General features: G+C 40.9%; 16 protein-coding genes. 9 read left to right on the top strand and 7 right to left on the bottom strand.

The features are described from left to right. Positions 1-9: 9 nt before the first annotated feature. The 3 genes from BM015_RS18695 (at position 10) to BM015_RS18685 (ending at position 2861) form a co-directional block, all read left to right on the top strand. Positions 10-732, top strand: a complete 723-nt coding sequence (locus tag BM015_RS18695) for an NUDIX hydrolase (protein WP_245751497.1) — start codon at positions 10-12, stop codon at positions 730-732. 114 nt (positions 733-846) lie between these two features. Next, positions 847-1602, top strand: coding sequence for a helix-turn-helix domain-containing protein (locus BM015_RS18690; RefSeq protein WP_090662406.1), 756 nt, complete (start codon positions 847-849; stop codon positions 1600-1602). A gap of 29 nt (positions 1603-1631) precedes the next feature. Next, the gene (locus BM015_RS18685; RefSeq protein ID WP_090662404.1) at positions 1632-2861 is read left to right on the top strand and encodes an FAD-dependent oxidoreductase; all 1230 of its coding nucleotides are present in this window, start codon (positions 1632-1634) and stop codon (positions 2859-2861) included. 54 nt (positions 2862-2915) lie between these two features. Here BM015_RS18685 and BM015_RS18680 read toward each other — a convergent pair whose 3' ends face one another. Continuing rightward, positions 2916-6248: a ThuA domain-containing protein gene (locus tag BM015_RS18680; protein WP_090662403.1), complete on the bottom strand. Its 3333-nt coding sequence runs from the start codon at positions 6246-6248 to the stop codon at positions 2916-2918. Positions 6249-6385: 137 nt separating this feature from the next. Between BM015_RS18680 and BM015_RS18675 the strand changes: the two genes are divergently transcribed. Both BM015_RS18675 and BM015_RS18670 read left to right on the top strand, forming a co-directional pair. After that, positions 6386-6955 carry a carboxymuconolactone decarboxylase family protein gene (locus tag BM015_RS18675; protein WP_090662541.1) on the top strand — a complete coding sequence of 190 codons (570 nt, stop codon included), beginning with the start codon at positions 6386-6388 and terminating at the stop codon, positions 6953-6955. A gap of 9 nt (positions 6956-6964) precedes the next feature. Then, on the top strand, positions 6965-7519 hold the full coding sequence (locus BM015_RS18670; protein ID WP_090662401.1) for a carboxymuconolactone decarboxylase family protein: 555 nt from the start codon (positions 6965-6967) through the stop codon (positions 7517-7519). A gap of 46 nt (positions 7520-7565) precedes the next feature. Here the strand turns inward: BM015_RS18670 and BM015_RS18665 are convergent, their stop codons facing one another. The 3 genes from BM015_RS18665 to BM015_RS18655 form a co-directional block, all read right to left on the bottom strand. Then, the gene (locus tag BM015_RS18665; protein ID WP_090662398.1) at positions 7566-7994 is read right to left on the bottom strand and encodes a hypothetical protein; all 429 of its coding nucleotides are present in this window, start codon (positions 7992-7994) and stop codon (positions 7566-7568) included. 99 nt (positions 7995-8093) lie between these two features. Then, positions 8094-10295: a sodium-translocating pyrophosphatase gene (locus BM015_RS18660; RefSeq protein WP_090662396.1), complete on the bottom strand. Its 2202-nt coding sequence runs from the start codon at positions 10293-10295 to the stop codon at positions 8094-8096. Between the two features lie 164 nt (positions 10296-10459). Beyond that, the gene (locus BM015_RS18655) at positions 10460-11269 is read right to left on the bottom strand and encodes an alpha/beta fold hydrolase (protein WP_090662394.1); all 810 of its coding nucleotides are present in this window, start codon (positions 11267-11269) and stop codon (positions 10460-10462) included. A gap of 96 nt (positions 11270-11365) precedes the next feature. Between BM015_RS18655 and BM015_RS18650 the strand changes: the two genes are divergently transcribed. Both BM015_RS18650 and BM015_RS18645 read left to right on the top strand, forming a co-directional pair. Next, positions 11366-11803, top strand: a complete 438-nt coding sequence (locus tag BM015_RS18650) for a hypothetical protein (protein WP_090662392.1) — start codon at positions 11366-11368, stop codon at positions 11801-11803. A gap of 115 nt (positions 11804-11918) precedes the next feature. Further along, positions 11919-12755: an MBL fold metallo-hydrolase gene (locus tag BM015_RS18645; RefSeq protein WP_090662390.1), complete on the top strand. Its 837-nt coding sequence runs from the start codon at positions 11919-11921 to the stop codon at positions 12753-12755. 87 nt (positions 12756-12842) lie between these two features. On the opposite strand, the gene BM015_RS18640 is transcribed toward BM015_RS18645, so the two are convergent. The 3 genes from BM015_RS18640 to BM015_RS18630 form a co-directional block, all read right to left on the bottom strand. Further along, positions 12843-14144 (bottom strand): alkaline phosphatase family protein, encoded by a 1302-nt coding sequence (locus tag BM015_RS18640; RefSeq protein ID WP_090662388.1) that lies wholly within the window; start codon positions 14142-14144, stop codon positions 12843-12845. A gap of 61 nt (positions 14145-14205) precedes the next feature. After that, a complete protein-coding gene (locus BM015_RS18635) occupies positions 14206-15981 on the bottom strand; it encodes a RagB/SusD family nutrient uptake outer membrane protein (RefSeq protein WP_090662386.1) in 1776 nt (591 codons plus the stop codon). Between the two features lie 11 nt (positions 15982-15992). Further along, on the bottom strand, positions 15993-19253 hold the full coding sequence (locus BM015_RS18630; RefSeq protein WP_090662384.1) for a SusC/RagA family TonB-linked outer membrane protein: 3261 nt from the start codon (positions 19251-19253) through the stop codon (positions 15993-15995). Positions 19254-19791: 538 nt separating this feature from the next. On the opposite strand from BM015_RS18630, the gene BM015_RS18625 reads away from it, so the two are divergent. Both BM015_RS18625 and BM015_RS18620 read left to right on the top strand, forming a co-directional pair. Then, positions 19792-20331 carry a DNA-3-methyladenine glycosylase I gene (locus BM015_RS18625; RefSeq protein ID WP_090662382.1) on the top strand — a complete coding sequence of 180 codons (540 nt, stop codon included), beginning with the start codon at positions 19792-19794 and terminating at the stop codon, positions 20329-20331. 360 nt (positions 20332-20691) lie between these two features. Continuing rightward, the gene (locus BM015_RS18620; protein WP_090662381.1) at positions 20692-21111 is read left to right on the top strand and encodes a hypothetical protein; all 420 of its coding nucleotides are present in this window, start codon (positions 20692-20694) and stop codon (positions 21109-21111) included. Positions 21112-21215 lie beyond the last annotated feature (104 nt).

Genomic DNA, 21215 nt, shown 5'->3' with positions numbered 1-21215 from the left:
TGTCAACCATTGACAACCACACAATTTAAACGTTATACGCATCAAAACAGGATGTTAGTGGCAGTGGACTGCATCATCTTTGGTTTTGATGGAACACACTTGAAATTATTGCTCATTAAGAGAGGCTTTGAACCGCAGAAAGGAAGATGGAGCTTGATGGGCGGGTTTGTAACTGCGGAAGAAAACATACACCAGGCGGCAGCGCGTATTTTAAAACAGCTTACGGGCCTTACGGATATTTACCTGCAGCAGCTCGCCGCTTTTGGCGACCCGCACCGCGATCCCACGGAACGCACGGTATCTGTTGCCTATTTCTCACTCATCGATATTAACCAATACGAAGAACAGATAAGCCATGATTATAGCGCAGAGTGGTTTCCCCTTAAAAAATTGCCTTCCCTTATTTTCGATCATAAAGAAATGATTGAAATGGCAAAAGAGAAACTGCGCTACAAGGCAGCTTTTCACCCGGTATTATTTGAGTTACTGCCTGAAAAATTCACTATACCGCAACTGCAAACTTTATACGAAGACGTTTATAATAAAATCCTGGACAAGGGTAATTTCAGCAGGAAAATTTTATCAACGGGTTTGCTCATCAGGCAGAAAGACAAGGAAAAAAATGGCTCTAAAAAAGGCGCTTTTTATTATAAGCTCGATAAAAGAAAATACCAGCTTAAATTCAATTCCTTCCTCAATTTTATACCCAATCCAGAAGTGCAGGTGAAATAAAATTTTGATGCGTTTGTGTTGAATCGTCTTGCAGGTTTTATGCAGGAATACACTGAATGCTTGCGTATAACCTCTTATTTATTTCCGGCACAGCATTCGTGATGAACAGGAATAATGAACAATGGCTTCTATTATAAGTTTATTAAACCGGATGGGCAGCTTGCCGGCTTTGTAGAAAGTTTGGGCATGTTTCACAATCCGTCGGATGAAGCAAAAGAAGTGGTTGTAATACCCGATGGAAAGATTGATTTGTTTTTCTGGAAACCTGCATCAGGGCCTTTTCAAATTATACTTACCGGCCTGGAAACTGCGCCTAAACAAAGAACCATTCCGCCGCACGCACTTGCTTTTGATGTTAATTTTAAACCGCTTGCTGTTGAATATATTTTACACGGCTCTATTGCCGGTATATTAAATAGTGCAAAGGAACTTCCTAATAATTTTTGGAATTTTAATGCTGATGACCTGAAAAGTTTTGATGCGTTTTATATGAAAGCATCTCAAAAAATAAAAACACTTTTGCCTTTGGCAATTGATGAAAGAAAGCGGAAACTTTTCGAATTGATTTATGCATCAAACGGTGAAATGAGCGTAAAAGAACTTTCGGAAAAAGTGTTCTGGAGCAGCAGGCAAATCAATCGCTATTTCAACCAGCAATTCGGGCTTTCATTAAAAGCATATTGTAATATTTTGCGCTTCAGGGCATCGTTAAAACACATCGCTGAAGGGAAGCTTTTTCCTGAATTAAACTTCACAGACCAAAACCATTTCATTAAACAGGTAAAGAAATTTTCAGGCGTGGCGCCGAAAGAATTATCCAAAAATCAAAACGACCGATTTGTACTATTATCAGTTTTAAAGCAGCAATAGTTTTGCACCCGTACAACTAAATTATAAGAATGCTGATAGAAAATAAATCAATCGCTATTGTTGGCGGTGGCCCTGGCGGGTTAATGCTGGCAAGGCTTTTACAATTGAAAGGCGTAACCGTAAAGGTATATGAAAGGGATTATGATAAGAATGCCCGTTTAATAGGCTCCCCGCTTGATATGCATGAAGAGTCCGGATTGGCGGCTTTGCGTAAAGCAAACTTATTAGATGAGTTTAAAAAGAATTTTCACCCCGGCGCCGATAAAAAAGTTATAACAAATGAACGGGCAGCAATATTTTTCAGTGACCACGAAACCAAACCCAGTGAAAATTTTGGCAATGCATATTTTCGCCCCGAAATAGATCGCGGCCCGTTAAGAAATATGTTGCTGAAATCTTTGCAACCAACAACAGTTGAGTGGGACAGCCATTTTATTTCAATGGAAAAGCAAAATGAAGGCTGGCTGCTGCATTTTAAAAACAGACCATCTGCTTATGCTGATATTGTAATTGCTGCCGATGGCGTTAATTCTAAAACCCGTCCATACATTACAAACATCAAACCTTTTTATTCAGGCATTGTCATGCTTGAAATAAATATTAATAATGCAGCAAAAGCAACGCCTCGTATTCATGCTCTGCTAAATGGAGGAAAAGTAATGGCTTTCGGGAATTCAAAATGTATGCTGGGCGGCCAAAAGGGTAATGGCGATATAGGTTTTTATGCAAGCTTTAAAGCGGATGAGCGCTGGGCTGCGAATAACGGTTTGGATTATGCTGATAAAGCACAGATGCTGGAATGGTTTAAAACCACATATTCCGGGTGGGATAGTATTTGGTATGAGTTGTTTGAAAATGCAACAACGCCTTTTATCCCCCGGGCTATTTATTGTATGCCTTTAAATCAAAGCTGGCAGGCGCTGCCTGATTTAGCCATGATTGGCGATGCTGCACACGTAATGCCACCTTTTGCAGGCGAAGGTGCGAACATGGCAATGCTTGATGCATTAGAGCTGAGCGAATGTTTAGCGGACAACAGATACAATACTTTGCAGGAAGCGATTTCTTTTTATGAAATAAATATGCGTAAAAGAGCGGCAGTTGCAGCGCAGGAGTCGCTTGAGAATGGTGAACTCATGCACAGCGAAAAAGCATTAGCTGCAATGCTTGATTTTTCAGCGGGCATTAGAAGTATAGTGTTAACAAGCGACAGGAAATTATGCCACAAAGCCACGAAGGCACAAAGCCATAATCCCTAAGAGTTATTTCTTCGTGCCTTCGTGGTAAAGAATTACTGTAAGAACAATAATTGCTTATTTCCCAAATTTTAACCAGTCAAGCGAGAACATATCATGGTTTGGCTCTGTATCTTTTTTGAAAACAAAATAAAGATCATGAATGCCGCCGGGATCTTTTATAGCGGTTGTAACCTGTTTATAATTTCGCCAGCTTCCTGTTGATTTATAATCAAGCGTGCTGATAACCGGCCCCGTTGGCGAATCAGTATGCACTTCAAGCGTTGCATCAATATTCCGGGAAGAATAATAATAAGTGATGTTGCTGATACCTTTTAAATCCACACCTTTAAAAACAAAATAAGATTTGTTATGTATGCTGCCTAAAATGTCGTCGCCGCGGTTAATATTGCGAACGATATCTGCATCCTCAGCCTGCAGCACCGGTGGCCTGAGCACAAGTTCTTTTGTTGCTGTTAAAGGCACAATGCCATTGCCCAAATCAGTGTAAGAAGCAGATAAAGCCCATGTGCCTTCTTTTGTACCGGAAGGTTGTTTTAATTCAACCGTGCCGGCAGAAGCAAGGCTGTCTCTCGTTTGCTGCTGTTTTAATGAAAGGATATATTTTACAATTGTAGTTGTATTGTCCTTGCTTAATTGAGGGTGTGCATTCATATAGTGATTGCCCCAAACACCGGCGCCGCCTGAAATTATCTTGCCGGCAAGGCGTGGTATTTCAGCAGGTTGATTATAATATTTTTCTGCAATGGCATTGAATGCAGGGCCTACGATGGTTTTATCAACGGTATGGCAGGCCTGGCAATCGCTGGCTTCTATCAGCGCCTTTCCGGGCATTATCCATGTGCCTTTGCCCTGTACTGTTTTATAACTGCCCGTTTCTTTGGGAATATATTTCAGTTGCACATTTATTCTTTTGGCATCAATATTTGCATCTTCTTTATCTTTTACATCTACGTTGTAATCAAGTTTTTCATTATCTAAATAAAACATGCTATTACCTGTTGTATTAATGGTTACATCGGGCATTGTGTTGCCTGCTTTAATTTCCATTGTATCCACAGAACTTAATCCGGATGGATCAGTAACTTTAAGCAGTACATTATAAACACCTTTATCTTTAAATGTGTAGGTTGGATTGGCGTCCGTTGAACCAACCTTGTTACCTTCAAACGTCCATTCGTATTTCAGCTTATCATCTTCATCAAAATCGTAAGTTTTGCTGCTGTTGAATTTTACAGTGAGTGGTGCAAGGCCAATGGAGTCATCAGCGCTTATTTTAGCAACCGGTGCACGGTTGCCACTGTTATAGTTTACCCTTACCAATCTCGCATCGTCATTATCGGCGCCATATACCGAGCCATATTCAAGCACATACATAATGCCTTCCGGTGTTATATCCATATCAATCGGCCTTCTGAAATCACCTGTCAAAGGCATAAAGGGTTCCATGCGTTTATAGTTTTCATTTTCATCAAAACGAACGGCAAATATCCAGTTGCGCATCCAATCCATTACAAATAAACAACCATCATAATATTCCGGAATGCTGTTGGTCTTCGCTTTAGATTTATCATAGTGATAGAAGTACCCGGCAATGGCTGTACGGCCTCCTTGCCCAAGTTGTGGGAAAGTGTCATAAAAACTATACGGGTACCATATCATAGCTTTTGTTGGCGCAGGCAACTTTTTTAAGCCGGTATTATTGGGAGAATTATTTTCAGGGCCGTTCACATCAAACAGAGCGCCTATGGCCTGTGTTGCAAAATCTGAATCATGGTAAGCTTTATTATCACCCACAAAATAAGGCCAGCCATAATTGCCGGCTTTTTTTGCCTGGTTAAATTCATCATAACCACGCGGGTCATTCCATGAATCCTCCCCGGCATCAGGGCCCACTTCACCCCAATATAAAGTTGAAGTTTTTTGGTTAACAGCAATGCGGTAAGGATTGCGGCAACCCATCGTATATATCTCAGGTTTTGTGCCTGCTGTGCCTTTTGCAAACAGGTTACCGTCAGGTATGGTATAACTTCCGTCTGCTTCAGGATGTATGCGTAAAACTTTGCCGCGAAGATCATTGGCGTTGGCAGCAGAACGTTGTGCATCATAAATCTTTCTGCCTGTCCTTTCATCCAAAGGCGCATAGCCATTAGATGCAAACGGAACCGTGTTATCGCCTGTTGAAATAAACAGGTTTTTGTTTTTATCCCAGGCCAGCGAACCGCCTGTGTGTGCGCTTACTTCAAGATCGATAGGAACCTGTATGATCACTTTTTCAGAAGCCAGGTCGATGGAATCTTCTGTGATCATTTTAAAGCGTGAAATATTCTGGTGGGCAGGCAGAGAATCGGGCGAATAAAAAAAGTACACAAATTTATTGCTTGCAAAATCCGGGTCAATTGTCATACCCAGTAAGCCATTGCCGAAAGCTTCTTTTGTATCAGGCAATACTTTAAATGTATGTATGAGTTTGGTAGTATTATCTGCGGGCTTATAAGCATAGAAATTACCAGACCGTTCAACAATATATACAATGCCCGATGGCGTAACCGCTATTTCCATCGGTTCATTCAAATCGTTGCTGAGTATGGTTTTGGTGAACCTGTTTTCTTCCGGCGCTTTGGTAGCGTAAGCTTTTGAATAATCAAGTTTTGCCGTATCAGGGCCCATTGTGTAAGAAAGGCCATTGGCAAGATGCTGTAAAAATAAAGGCTCGCTGAAACTTTCATCCGTATGTCCTCCGCCGGTGTAAAAAACACGGCCGCCATCAAATTCATGATACCAGGCAATAGGATGGTTTCTGCCGTTTTCGCCGCCTTCATAACTGTCTTCATCCAGCATGGCCACCACTTTAATGGCCGGGCTTATGCTTTTGTAATTATACCATTCATCGGTGCGTTCCCATTTTTCGGGAATACCCTTCATGGCAATAAAACCTGTATCGGTTACAACAATAGTTGCTTTGCGAACATTGGGATTTGACGGATGGCTTTTAAAATAAGCGCCCACAAGATTATTATACCAGGCCCAGTTATATTCAGCATCTGCTGCTGCATGAATGCCCATAAAACCACCACCGGCTTCCATATAACGCTGCAGCGCCACCTGCTCATCGCTGTTTAAAATATTACCTGTGGTACTTAAAAAAATAACGGTCTTATATTTTTTAAGATCGTTATCATTAAAATGTTTTCCGGTAGAATCAACATCTACACTAAAGTTTTTTTCTGCTGCAATTTTTTTAATGGCTTCAATGCCCGCACCAATAGATGCATGGTGATAGCCTGTTGTTTTGGTAAAAAGTAAAACCCTTGTTTTGTTACCTGTATTACAACTTTGGTTAAACAGGATAGTAGCTAATAAAGCAATTAGTAGTGCAAGCTTTTTCATAACTGTTGAGGAAAATTTTAAAAGCTGAAAGATATTGATAAAATGAATGAAGATTTTATAAAATGATTTATGCGCAAGATCACAGGTTTCTTTACCGCTGTAAAAATGTTGTACATTTCATCCTCAAAAATATTCGTATGCCACATATTAATTTGCCTGAAGATTATCCCGGTGTTCGCAGTTTATTCATGTATAGCCCTGCTACGGCAGCACCTTTAAATAACCTTGTGCAGGTTTTATTGCATGACAAGCATACGTCAACCCTTACGCCTGGTGAACGCGAATTAATTGCCGCTTATACATCAGGCTTAAATGAATGTAAATATTGCGCTAATACGCATGGCGCCATCGCTAAACATCACCTGGGTGGAAATGAAAATGTAGTGAAAGATATTCTTGCAAAGAATGTTGATGTGGCTGATGTAAGCGATAAGATGAAAGCATTGCTGCGCATTGCCGCAAAAGTTCAGCAAAGCGGGAAAGCTGTTTCAGAAACAGAGATTGAAAACGCAAAGAACGCCGGCGCTACTGATAAGGAAATTCACGACACGGTTTTAATAGCTGCTGTTTTTTGTATGTTTAACCGTTATGTGGATGGTCTTGCCACCTGGGCGCCGAATGATGCTGCTGTGTATGATGCAATTGGCAAACAGCGTGCAACAGAAGGTTATCTTACCAAACCATTTACAGTTAAACAACCAGCATAAATATTTACTATGCCATATATTCCATTAAGCGAAAAATTGCCGGGCATTACAGGCCTGCTTGACTACAGGAAAGACACGGCCTTGCCCATAAGACAGCTCACACAGATTTTATTAAGAGGTGAATCTACACTCACAGAAGGCGAACGGGAATTGATTGCTACTGTTGTTTCGCAGGGTAATGAGTGTAAATTCTGTACGGCGGCGCACACGGCTGCTGCAAGCATTTTATTGAATGATGATAATATTGCTGAAAAAGTAAAAGCAGATATTGATACAGCGCCTGTAAGCAACAAAATGAAAGCTCTGCTAAAGATAGGCCAGGCTGCTGGCAGGAATGGCAGGCTTGTTACGGAAGAAATGGTTGCTGCAGCAAAAGCGGAAGGAGCAACGGATATGGAACTGCATGATACGGTTTTGATAGCAGCCTTATTCAGTTTATATAACAGGTATGTTGACGGCCTTGCCAGCGTTACGCCCGCTGATCCTGCTTTTTATAACAGGCTTGGTAATATCTTGAAAGATAAGGGCTACCTGCCTTCGGAAAACAGGTATGCTGAATTATAAAAAAGCCGCCTCTTACTTTTGAGGCGGCTTATTTATTATAGCGATTTTATTTTTCCTCCGAAACATCATAGGATTTAAGCGGGTGGTAAAGTAGCTGGTTGTCTTTAAACAGAACTTCATTCCCCTCCATAAATTGTTTTTTATCATCCAAAAACCCGATGATGCAGGAAGGCCGCACTTCACCCTGCTTTATTTCAGGCTGTGGCTCATAACCAAGATTAGGAATGCGAAGGCTGTCAGTGGCTTCAATACCTTTAAAATTTATTTTAATAAGGTATTTAAAAGTGTATTTGGTTTCATACAGGGCTACGTTAAACGTATCGGTTATTTCATCACTTTTTACTATTTCCTGGTAAGTTTTTACCGGTTCAGTTTTTACTGTTGCTCTTTCTGTTGTAACAGCAGGTTTACTTTCGCAAGCTGCAAAAACTATAGCAGTGAAAGCAATAACAATGGGTAATGTTTTATTTTTCATAAGATGGTAAAAATAAAAAAGGTTGCTTTATACAACCTCTTTTATTCGTTAAAAACAATTTTTTTAATCTGCCAGGTTCCTGAACCTGGCAGGCTGTTCTTATTTTTTTATAACAGTAGCTGTTATTTCTGTTTTATGTTTTTGAACAGATGCAGTGTCTTTTGTATGGTATATCTGTGCCAGCGTGGGCGCAATTACCAGCGATACAATGCTCATCAGTTTAATTAAGATATTCATAGAAGGGCCTGATGTATCTTTAAACGGATCGCCAACAGTGTCGCCTGTTACAGATGCCTTATGCGGCTCACTCTTTTTGTAATAAGTTTCACCGTTTATTTCCACGCCTTTCTCAAATGATTTTTTTGCATTGTCCCATGCGCCGCCGGCATTGTTCTGAAACATACCCATTAATACCCCGCTAACGGTAGCGCCTGCTAAAAATCCGCCCAATGCTTCAGGGCCTAATAAGAAACCAATAATAAGAGGGGAGATAATGGCAATAGCGCCGGGCAGCATCATTTTTTTAATGGAAGCGCTGGTGGAAATGGCAACGCATTTTTCATATTCCGGTTTGCCCGTTCCTTCCATAATGCCGGGAATGGTCCTGAACTGCCTGCGCACTTCTTCCACCATTGCCATAGCTGCCTGCCCAACGGCACGTATAGCCAGCGAAGAAAATATAAATGGTATCATGCCGCCAACAAATAAAGAAGCTAATACATCAGCATGATAAATATCAATACCCGAAATACCTGCAACACCTACAAATGCGGCAAATAAGGCCAGTGCGGTTAATGCTGCTGAGGCAATGGCAAAGCCTTTACCGGTAGCAGCGGTTGTATTACCCACAGCATCCAGCACGTCGGTTTTTTCACGCACATCTTTTGGCAACTCGCTCATTTCTGCAATACCGCCTGCATTATCAGCGATGGGCCCAAAAGCATCTATTGCCAACTGCATGGCTGTAGTGGCCATCATACCGGCGGCTGCAATGGCAACGCCGTATAATCCAGCAAAAGCATAAGAACCATAAATACCGCCTGCAAGCACCAGGATAGGCAGCAATGTAGATTCCATGCCAACTGCCAGGCCGCCGATAACATTCGTTGCATGTCCTGTGGCAGACTGGCGGATAATGCTCATAACAGGGCGTTTGCCCATTGCCGTATAATATTCTGTGATAATGCTCATTAAAGTGCCTACTGCAAGGCCGGTGAAAATTGCGCCTAATACACCATTGCTGGTAAATTCAAAACCACGCAGTTCCATTTGGTCGGGCAAAATATATTTTACAAGTATAAAGCTGGCGATAGCCGTAAGAATAATAGAACCCCAGTTACCCATATTCAACGCTTTCTGCACATTAGATGTATTGATACCGGCAGCATCGCTTACTTTAACGAACAAAGTGCCAATAATAGAAAAGATAACACCAATGCCCGCGATCAGCATGGGTAAAAGAATTGGCGCCATATCGCCGAAGGCGCCGGTTAAAATACCGCCGCCCGGCGCAGTAACTTCCTGCCCCAATACAATGGTGGCTAAAACGGTGGCCACATAAGAACCGAAAAGGTCAGCGCCCATGCCGGCAACATCGCCCACATTATCGCCCACATTATCGGCAATGGTAGCCGGGTTACGCGGGTCATCTTCAGGAATGCCTGCTTCCACTTTTCCCACGAGGTCAGCGCCCACATCGGCAGCTTTGGTATAAATACCGCCGCCCACACGGGCAAACAATGCAATGGATTCTGCACCGAGTGAGAAACCGGTAAGTATTTCAATGGTGCGGAACATTTCTTCAGAATTAACCGGTGCATCCGCTGCAAACAGTTGTTTTAAAATAAGAAACAGGCCGCTTAAACCCAATACGGCAAGACCGGCAACGCCAAGCCCCATAACAGAGCCGCCCGTAAAAGAAACTTTTAAAGCTTTGGATAAACTGGTCCTGGCTGCCTGGGCTGTACGCACATTGGCTTTTGTGGCCACTTTCATTCCTATATAGCCTGCAGTGGCGCTGCAAACCGCGCCTATGACAAAGGCAAGGGCAATTGCCCAGTGCGAATGCGGGTTGCTGCTGGCCATTACACCCAGCAACAAGGCAACGATTACAACAAAATATCCTAAGATTTTCCATTCAGCTTTTAAGAATGCCATAGCGCCTTCGGCTATATAAGTACTGATCGTTTTCATGTGATCATTACCGGCATCTTGTTTACTTACCCAATTAAATTTTATAAATGTGTAAAACAGCCCGATTACACCCATAACCGGCACGAGAAGAAATAATGTTTCAGTCATAAAGCAATACCTGATTTTTTGTGGCGGACAAAAATAGGGGAAAACAATAAATGTTAAGCAATAGTTATTTTGATGCATTATTGCATATAACAGGAAATGGCGGAGCCTGAATAAAATATCCTTTATTAAAAATCTTAGTTGCCTGTTTTATTCTTCAGGTTTACTTAATTGCTTTGAAAAAATGCATCCACTTTTTTATTAAAATCTTCTTTGTGTTCCTGCAATGTTGCATGGCCTGAATTGGGAACGATCCATAAAAGCGCTTTCGGAATATTCTGTGCAATTAATGCCGTGTGCTTTACCGGGATAAGATCGTGATCTCCGCCAATTATAAGTGCAGGGCATTTTATTTGTTTTAAAGATGAAAGTGAAATATGCGGTTGTTTAAAATCGAGCATAAATAATTTCCAGTCGTTCTTCTCTTTATAGGTGGTTCGTTTTTTATTGTAAGATGCCTTGTACTGGTTATTCATGCTTTTCCAGGAAGAGGGCATAAGCGCCGTTGAATCGGGCCAGAGGTTTGCGCCGGTTGATGCCAGCTTTGCCACTTTGTTCTTATGCCTTATGGCAAGCAATAATGCAGTAATGCCGCCATCGCTCCAGCCTAAAATGTATGCCGATTTAATGCGCAGTGTGTCGAGCAGAACGGCAAAATCATCGGCCATCATTTCAAAACTCAGGGAATCTTTTGTATCAATGGATTTGCCCTGGCTGCGGCTGTCAACTGCAATTACTTTATATCTTTTGGCGAAATAAGGAATGTTGCCGGCAAATGAACCAATGCTCCCGCCATTGCCGTGTATCATTAATAATGGCTTGCCACTGCCATATATTTCGCAGTACATTCTTATGCCGCGGATATTATAATATTTTCCCGCTGCGGGGTTGTTGCCGTAATTCACAGCAGCCTGGCCGTACATTGCAATTGTTGAAATACAGCCAATGATTAAACTTAAAAATGTTTTTGATACCATTGGAACGGAGTATATGCAAAATAAATTAGCCTTTTGTAATTATGAAGTTTGTTGAATTATTTATTTTGATGGAAAACCGTATAATTTTAACAGCCAATGAAACAGGTGAATAAAAAACCATCAGACCTTGATATTATTAATGAAGCGCTGGAAGCTTGTATTCTTGCCTATCCTGTTTCATCATTTGTTATCAGCATTTACCAGCAATATCAAAAAAGAGGAAGCCTGAGCAAAAAACAATTACAGGGTTTGCATGGAAAAGCAGCAGCTATAAAAGATTTTTCACCGGCAAAACTTGCAACGCTTGAAGCGGTGATAAAGAAAATGCCCAACCGTTTTAAATCTGAATTGCCGGAACCCAAACCCTTATATGAAAAAGATAAAGTTGCAGGCGATATTATTGATGCGATACTCGCCAAATACCCTCAACATAAACGCGTTTTATTTCTTCAAACCAAATACAACAATAACCAGCCGCTTACGCCTGTGGAAATTGATGAACTGAAAAATTTTAAGCGGGTATTGAAGATATAAAGTTTAAGCTCGCAGCTCAAAAGCTCATGGCTCATAACCCGCTTCTCCGCTCATAGCTGCAAAAAATATATTTCCCCAAATGCATCATTGTGTTGTAAGCTGATTAATTTGCCGCATGTCTCTGTTCATCGCATCATTAAATTCAGGCAGTAACGGTAATTGTTATTATGTAGGCAATAACAACGAAGCTGTTTTAATTGATGCCGGTATTTCCTGCCGCGAAACAGAAAAAAGAATGAACAGGCTTGGCCTCTCCATGCAAAAGGTAAAAGCGGTTTTTATTTCGCATGAGCACGATGACCACATAAATGGTATTGAATCGCTGGCAAAAAAACATGCCTTGCCGGTTTATATAACAGAAACCACTTTGCGCAATTGCCGGTTTAAGCTGCAGCCTGAGCAGGTTCATCATTTTTGTTCCAATGAACGTATAAGGATCGGCGGCCTTACCATAAAAGCTTTTGCCAAATTGCATGATGCCTGCGATCCGCATAGTTTTATTATTCAGAACGGTGAAGATGTATGCATAGGCGTATTTACAGACATCGGTAAAGCATGCGAGCAGGTTATCTATCATTTCAAACAATGCAATGCTGTTTTTCTCGAAGCTAATTATGATGGTGCAATGCTGGCTGCCGGTGGTTATCCCTGGTTTTTAAAGAAGCGCATCAGTGGCGGCAATGGGCATTTATCAAACGCAGAAGCGCTTGAGCTTTTTAATATGCACCGTTCTGATAAGCTTACGCACCTTATCTTGTCACATCTATCCAGCAATAATAATACGCCGGAACTGGTTGAACAAACGTTTTTGCAACATGCAGGTGAAACAAAAATTGTTGTGGCAAGCCGCTATCATGAAACGGAAGTGTATCATATAAAAAATAATGCGCCTGCAATAAAAGAAACTTTTTATTTTAACCAGGCCGCAGTTCAGTTAACTATGTTTGGTTAACTCTATAAATCAATAATTGTTTGCTTTACATATCACAAAAACAAAGGGCCCGGTTAAGGCCCTTCGTTTTTTATAATCCTTTCCCGTTTATTTAAATAATCCTTTTGGCAGTTTGCCTTCTGCTGTTGGAAAATTTAATCCCAATGCTTTTATTACAACAGATGTTATATCTCTTTCATTCATTTCATCAACAGAACCTTTATTAACCGCTTTTCCAAACGCAATAAAACCCGTGCGTATATTTTTTGTATCGGGAAAGTAACCGTGTGTGCCACTTGTTTTTATTGATTTAATAGCCTCCCCGTTTTCTGCATTGCCAAATGAAATGCCGTTTAAACCGCTGATGGCAAACTCAACTTCAGGGTTGCCGCCAATGCTGTTTAACTGCTGCCTGCTGATAATGCGTAAGTATTGTTTGACAGAATCGGGCAGGTTATTCAATATGGAATTTACCTTATCAAGCGTTGCTTTATCATCCCTGTTTTTAAGATATAAATAAGTTGATCCGCCAACAGATAAAAACCTTGCTTTCCAGTCGCCATTTTTTAAACCGGTAATGAGGCCGGCTTCTTTCAGCCACACATTCGGGTTTACAGATTTTGTCACCGTTTCAAAACCATGATCGCCTGTTACAATAAACAGCGTATTATCTGCGATGCCTTTTTCCTGTATGGCTTTCCATACAATGCCAACGGCGCTGTCGGCATCTGAAATAGCTTTTTCCACAAGCTCACCTTCGCGGCCCTGTGCATGTTCAAAATGATCTACTGAAAAGAAGTGCACCGTCATTAACTCAGGTGCTGCCTGTTTAATTACATAAGCTGCTATTTGCGCCACATTATGATCAACTCCATAATTAATTTTTCCTGTGTCATTAAAAACATCTTTTTGTAATGTTTCAATAAACCCTGCAGGTTTTGAATAAACAATACGGTTGGCTTCACCCATGCTGCCGTTATCAGGAATTAAATAGTCGGCAGGCGCATCGGCAGATACAGGCCAGAATAAAGCCGCCACTTTTCCGCCTTTATCATGCACAGCCTGCCATAAAGTGGGAACATGAATGGAAGCATAGTTCCAGTATATTTTACCTTTTATTGTATCAGGTTCAAACATGCCGTTATAATAAATGCCATGCTTTGCAGGCTGCACACCGGTTACGATTGTTGTGTGTGAAGGATAGGTCATGGACGGAAAAACGCTGTTCACGCCTTTGGCGTAAAAGCCTTGCTGCATCAGCATTTTAAGGTTAGGCGTGTGCCATTTATCTTCAAGATAAAAATCCGGGCGAAAACCGTCAATGGTGATTAATACTACGTGTTTTATTTGCTGCGCTTCACTGCAGCTTACAATTAATATTAAACAAACGATACTTAATATTTTCTTCATCTCATTTAATTTAAAAGCACCAGCATTGCTAAAATGCTGGTGCTTCCTGGTTAAACTATAATTATTCCCATCCCGGGTTTTGCTTAAGGGCAGGATTTAACTGCAGGTCATCAAAAGGAATGGGATAAAGATATTTATAATCTGCCCAAACCCTTGAAACATTATCAAGCCAGTGCAGTTCGCCATAAGTGCCATGTTCCAGTGTTTGCGGCGGCTTGGATACATCCCGGTAAGTAACGCCATCAATGGGGTCTGCCGGTGATGTTATGTAAAAGCTTACATCTAAAATGCCGTCTTCATTAAGGTCCATCGGCTTGTCAACAGAAGGCACATATATGCCATTCCATTCATCGGTTAACAGCTCTCCATGTTTCCAGCGCACCAGGTCGTAAAAGCGAAAACCTTCCAGCGTAAGCTCTATGCCGCGGTCGCGCCTTATTTCCATGATTACAGGATTTGATATATCGCTGTAATAATTATCGTGCATATAAGGATCAAGTTCTGTTGGTAATGTTGCAGTGCCTGTGGTTATCCCTGCCCTTTGACGCAGTGCGCCAACAGTGGCGGCCCAGTCTGCATCGGTTATAGTGCCCAGCTCCGCTTTGGCTTCAGCATAATTCAACAATATTTCAGCATAGCGCATTAAAGAAACAGAGTTAGTGTTGTATGCGCCGGCATCATAATACATATCGTCAAGGCACCATTTTATAGGCTGGTAACCTGTATACACATAAGAAAATACAGGTGGCCCGGGAATAACCGTTCCATTGGTAACACGTTTATAATCGCCCATGCGGATGGTTTGCTGCAAACGCAGGTCACGGCTCTTGACTTCATTGGCAAATGTAACTGTATCATGGCCCGGGATGTCTGTAAACCTTGATCCGTCACGCATTAAATAAGTATTGATAAACTTGCGGATAAAACTAAACCTTGAACCATACGTGGAGCTTGTAAAATACCAGTTGGCGTCATTGTATTTAGCAAGTGAGGTGCTCGTAACATCTGCCAGCATTATTTCAGTGGCAACCGGTGCTGCACTTATAAAGAGGTTGCGGTAAGCCAGGCTGTCACCGGCCGTATTCAGGTGGTATATGTTTGCATCCATCACCGTTTTAGCAGCATCGGCAGCCTGCTGTAATAAACCGTTTGCTGTATTTTCAAGCCCGTAAGATGTTTGATATTTTCTAAATGTGCCTTCAAACAAACATACCCTCGATTTTAAACCATACACCACATATTTTGTAATAGTGCTTCTTGTTTCATCTTCTTCTTGAGTTATATGTGCTGCGGCAAAATCAAGATCGGCAATTATAGAATCAGTAATAAGCGTTCTTGCATCGCGGCCTGCAAACAGGGCAGGATCGTCCACTGCCAAAGGCTGGTTTATCCACGGCACATCGCCAAAACGCTTCATCTTTTCAAAATAAAAATAAGCGCGGAAGAACCTGGCGACACCGAGATAATTATCTCTTATTTCCTGCGGAATATTCTGGTTTGTGCAATTCTCAATAAAATAATTGATGTTACGTAAATCGTTCCAGTCCCAGCCTGTGCCCTGCCTTGATGTATAACCACCTTCCCGCAAAAAATCACTCACAGAACTGGTGGCGCCGTAATCAGACATGTTGCAATCTGTTCTGAAAGGCGTATTAATGTCGGGCAGTATATTGTAGAACGAATTTGTATATAATTTCAATCCATCCTCGCTGCTGAATATAGCTTCCCGGTCGGCAGTGCTTTCGGGCGTTTGATCAAGATTTTTTGTGCACGATGTAAATACTGCAGCAAGCATTAATACACTGCAAAGCTGTTTGATATATTGATTGATTTTCATTGTAAGCTGTTTTAGAAAGTGACAGAAATACCTGCTGTAAAGCTTTTTAATATCGGGTAGTTATTACCGTTGCCGTTATTAGAATTCCCGGTGAGGATAATATCTGATTTGCCAATGCTCTCCACATCTATATCGCGGGTTATTTTATACAACGGGGAAGAAGACCACAGGTTTTCTCCCGACAGGTAAACCCTTGCATCGGTGAGGTGTATTTTTGAAAGCAGGCTTTTAGGTAATGAATATCCAATCTGCACATTTTTTAAGCGTATGTAACGTGCATTTTGCAGGTATTTGGTTTGCTTAACATTCAATTCCCTCCCGGTTCCCTGCGCCACATAACCCCTGTATCTCGGGAAGTAAGCATTGGGGTTTGATTCAGACCAGATTTTGTTAACCTGCGATTGAAAAATATAGTTATAAGGCCTGTTATACTGTCCCCAGAAAAGGTCTGCTTCACTGCCTGGCCACCAATCCTGTTTGCCTACGCCCTGGAAGAAGATGCTGAAAAAGAAATTGCTGTATTCCGCACCGGCCGTAATGCCATAGCTGTAACGCGGGGTGGAGTTGCCTATTATGGAAAGGTCACCCGGATCGCTGAGTGTATTGGTTCCATTGTTTATAACGCCGTCGCCGTTAATGTCTTTAAATTTTATATCGCCGGGTAAAAACTGGCCTGTATTGGAAGCTTTTATAAAAGACTGGGCTGCCGCAGCTTTATCCACGTCGGCTTCCGTCCAGTAACCATCATTTGTATAACCCCATATTTCGCCAAGTTTTTCACCTGCATAATGGTCGGTCAGATTGCCCTGGTCGTTGTTATAACTTAATATGGTGGCTGAATAATCAGACATCCAGAAACCAATGTTATAATGAAAAGGTTTGCTGCCAATATTGATGTTATCCTGCCAGCTTATGTTTGCCTCCCAGCCTCTTGTTTTCATGTCGGCATAATTTCCCTTTGGCTCATCGGCGCCAAACACAGCAGGCAATGTTTGGCTGGTAGTGAACATGTCTGTTGTTTTACGCTCATATATATCCGCCGTAAAGTTTAGCCTGTTTGAAAGCATGCTGAGATCAAGGCCAAGATCGGCTGTGGTTGAAGTTTCCCACGTTAATCCATCGGGCAGAACTGCCGGGGCCCTGGTGTACTGCGGCAGCACACCGTTTATAACACGGGAGCTTTGACTGATCATCAGTTGTTCCTGGAATACATAAGAATTGATATTCCCGTTACCCAAAGAGCCATAAGAACCTCTTATTTTTAAATCGGTAATAAACTTTGGTGATACATGCCAGAAAGATTCTTTTGATACACGCCATCCGGCAGATATGGAAGGAAAGAATGCGTAGCGCTGGTTTGACGGGAATTTTGATGAGCCATCATAACGGCCGTTTACTTCAACCAGGTACCTGTCTTTAAAAGAATAATTCACACGGAAGAAGCCGCCCAGTATGGCCCATTTTTCATAACCAGCCGAAGTATTTATACTTTGGCCCAAAGCAAGATTAATATTATCTGCGTCAGGAAAAATAAGCCCGTTCCTTTGCGTTACTGTATTGTTATATACTGATTGTTCATAGTTATATCCTATCAATCCTTTAATATAATGATCATTAAAAGTGTTTTCATATTCAGCATAAAGATTGGCTGCATTGTAATCGGTATTACCTATGGTTTTGGTAATATCATTTGTTGTGGTGCCAACATAATTTATTACGCCGGGCGCGTTGCTGTATGGAACCGGCACTCTTTTTCTTGTTTGATCGGTGTTGTTTTTTTGAAAAGTAAAATCGCCTTTGATACGTAAATGATCGCCGGCAACTTTGGCTACAAAGCCAGTTGTGTTTTTAAAGAATTCATCTAACAAATCAATCCCATTCTTTCCATATACAAAATCGCCTACTGTATAAGCTGCAGAAAAAGTAAGTGTTCCGTCAGGATTGAATAACATGGAAGATGGATGGCCTTCATCAGCAAGGTTGCGCCATATACCACCGCCTTCGCCCACATTCAAAGGATTGTGATACTTGCGCCTGTTATACATGGTGGTATTTGTAACCTGCAGCCAGGGCGTTAATTGTATTGAGCCCTTTGCCGTAAAATTGTACATATCATAATCATCAGGATTATAATTGAAAATGCCATCCTGGTTATAATAACGGCCCGTGATATAAAAACTGGTTTTTCCACTGCTGCCCGAAACAGAAACATTCTGGTCCATTGCAAACGTGTTGTCTTTATACAAGAGGTCATACCAGTCTGTGTTGCCATAATATACATAATTACCATCGGGCCCAACTTCTACTTTAGGCAAAGAAGGGTCTGCATTTCTTTTGGCATATTCTTCAATATAGCCTTGTGAATAGGGTTGTGTTTTATTAATATTCTGCGGCGATTGGGAATAATCGTTCCAGGCGCTCCATGAAGAATCAAACATCAGCGCATATTGATAACCGTTTGAAACAATATCCGGAACGGTGGTTGGCCTTTTTAATGAATAGTTGGAAGAATAAGTAACGCTTACTTTTTCTTTTGAAGGTGTTTTTGTTGTGATTAATACAACGCCATAAGCAGCGCGGGCACCATAAATAGCGGCTGATGATGCATCTTTCAGCACGCTCACCGATGCAATGTCGTTTGGATTAAGCAGGCTTGGGTCGCCCTGCACGCCATCAATCAATACCAGGGCATTACCACCCTGGCCTATTGATGTGTTACCGCGGATATTATAAGCGGCGGATGAGTAAGGCTTGCCATCGGGCGGTATAAGGTTAAGGTTAGGCACCACGCCCTGCAGGCCCTGTGTAATGTTTGATAAAGAACGGTTCTTTAATACTTCGCCGGAAGTTTGTGCTACGGCGCCGGTTAGATTCTCTTTCTTTTGCGTGCCATAACCTACTACCACCACATCATTTAACTGCGATGAAGAAAGATCGGTTAATTGCGCATCAATAGTAACTGACTGGCCTGCATTAAGCTGATAGTTACTCATTGTTTTTGTTGTATAGCCAACATAAGAGAAGCTGAAAGTATAAGGTCCGCCGGCGGGCAGGCTTTTAAATTCATAATGTCCGAAGCTGTCTGTTAAAACACCGGTGGAAAAACCCGTGCCTGCATTTTTCACAGTAACAGCCGCACCTGAAACCGGGCTGCCATTTTCATTTTGAACAACGCCTGCAACTGCAGCGCTGGTTTGTTGTGCATTTATTGGATTTGTAATTGCCAGCAGGCATATTACAAATGCACAAATAGCATGTAAGTTTTTCATCATAATGGTTCATTTTATTTTTTGGGCAATACAAGTACATGTCCGCCTTTAGCGGCCTTTTAAATATGGATAAAACAAGCGGGTACAGACAAAAGGTTCTTTTCCAGAAAAGGATAAGCAAGCTACAAGTCTAAGCTGATGCTTACAAATTTTTTTGTCTTGAATATGATTGTTTTATAACTGTAAACGGAATGCTTGCATTGCTGTGTAATTTGTTGCTTATGCTCTTTGTTTAAGTGGTGCGAAACTATGATTTGATAAGCTTTGGTATATTACCAAATTGTAAATTCAATAGCATATACTATAAATGAAAATGCATTAAATTTTTAAGAACATAAAAATGTAAAGCCCATAAAAATAAAAGGTGTGCCTCAGTTTGAAGTACACCTTCCTAAACGCTTATCTCTTTTAATTTCTATTCTTCATGTTAGTAAAGAATAACAAGGTTAATAGAGAATCACCGTTTGAATAATATGTTTACAAAATCATGCCAAACAATAACTCTGAGCATGTATTTTTATTTCTCTATAATACAAATCTTATGAGCTATTGCAGTTATGTTGCCGCGTTAAATAACGATAATGTTCACAAACATTACCACGATAAAGAATATGGCTTTCCGCTTGCAGATGATGATGAATTATTTGCCCGCCTTGTACTTGAAATTAACCAGGCTGGTTTAAGCTGGACAACTATACTGAATAAAAAGGATAACTTCTTTAAAGCTTATGATAATTTCAATGTAAAGAAGGTTGCAAAATATAATCAAAAGAAAATAGACACTTTACTCAACGACGCAGGTATTATACGCAACCGTTTAAAAATTAATGCGGCCATTGAGAATGCAAAAAAAATATTGGAGATACAAAAAGAACATGGCTCATTTAAAAAATGGCTTGATAAAAATCATCCATTAACAAAAGAAGAATGGGTAAAACTTTTTAAAAAGCATTTCAGGTTTACCGGCGGTGAAATTGTAAACGAATTTTTAATGAGCAGCGGCTATCTGCCGGGCGCCCATGCGGAAGACTGCCCCGTCTATAAAAAAATAATAAAACTTAAACCGATGTGGCTGAAATAACAAGTAGGCCGGCCTGTTGCCCGGCCCGGAATATGACACTTTGTGAATTGTTACATGATCTCATGTACCATTTTCCGCGTATAACATGTACCGAAAATTATACACTAATTGTAAATATTGAGTAATAATGCTGCTGTTACGTATTGTTAAAATAACGGGCAGTGTTGTTTTCTGAGGCCGTAACTATAATAATACGGCAATATTCATGTTTTTGCACTGCTTTCTTAAGCGGGTTAATAAAAGATATATGTTTTGGAACAACGATTGTATGATATATCAGTAACAATCAATATGCTTATTTGAAAGTTACAGATACCTGCATTGTATTAAGTAACGATTAGTTCATTTAAATATATAGTTATGAAAGAACCTGAATATTTTCCAGCCTTCTCAAAAGCCTTGCTGGCAGGTGCGCTTACAGGTATGGCAGCAACACTTATTAATGTTATTTATGAAGTTATTTTCAGAAGTATCACCAATTACGAACCTGCAGCCTGGTTTAATTTCTTCTCCATAACATTTGCAACAATGATTGTTTTAACGTTAACGGGCATGTTTTTTTACCTGTTTGCAAAAAACAACAGTTTTAAAAGCTATGATGTTGCCATAGCAGTTATCGTTATTGCAGTTATATGCACAACTGCATTCCTGCATTCCGATAAAAGCCAGGCTGCATTTTATGGCAATCATGGATTGGTTGCAGGCTTTGTAATATTAAGTGGCATACTTGCTTTAACATTATTGCCTTACCTCTTCCGGCATCCCAAACTTTTTTTATAATTCAAGTGATTAATTAACCCAAGTTGCTAGATAAAAGAGGGTGAGCAAAGAAGAAATTATTTTTGAGTTACCACACCAAAAAATAATAGCGATGCTCACCAGCG

This window comes from Parafilimonas terrae, assembly GCF_900115755.1.
Taxonomy (GTDB): domain Bacteria; phylum Bacteroidota; class Bacteroidia; order Chitinophagales; family Chitinophagaceae; genus Parafilimonas; species Parafilimonas terrae.
The sequence above is the reverse complement of the archived record's forward strand: the minus strand, read 5'-3'. Positions and strand labels throughout refer to the sequence as shown.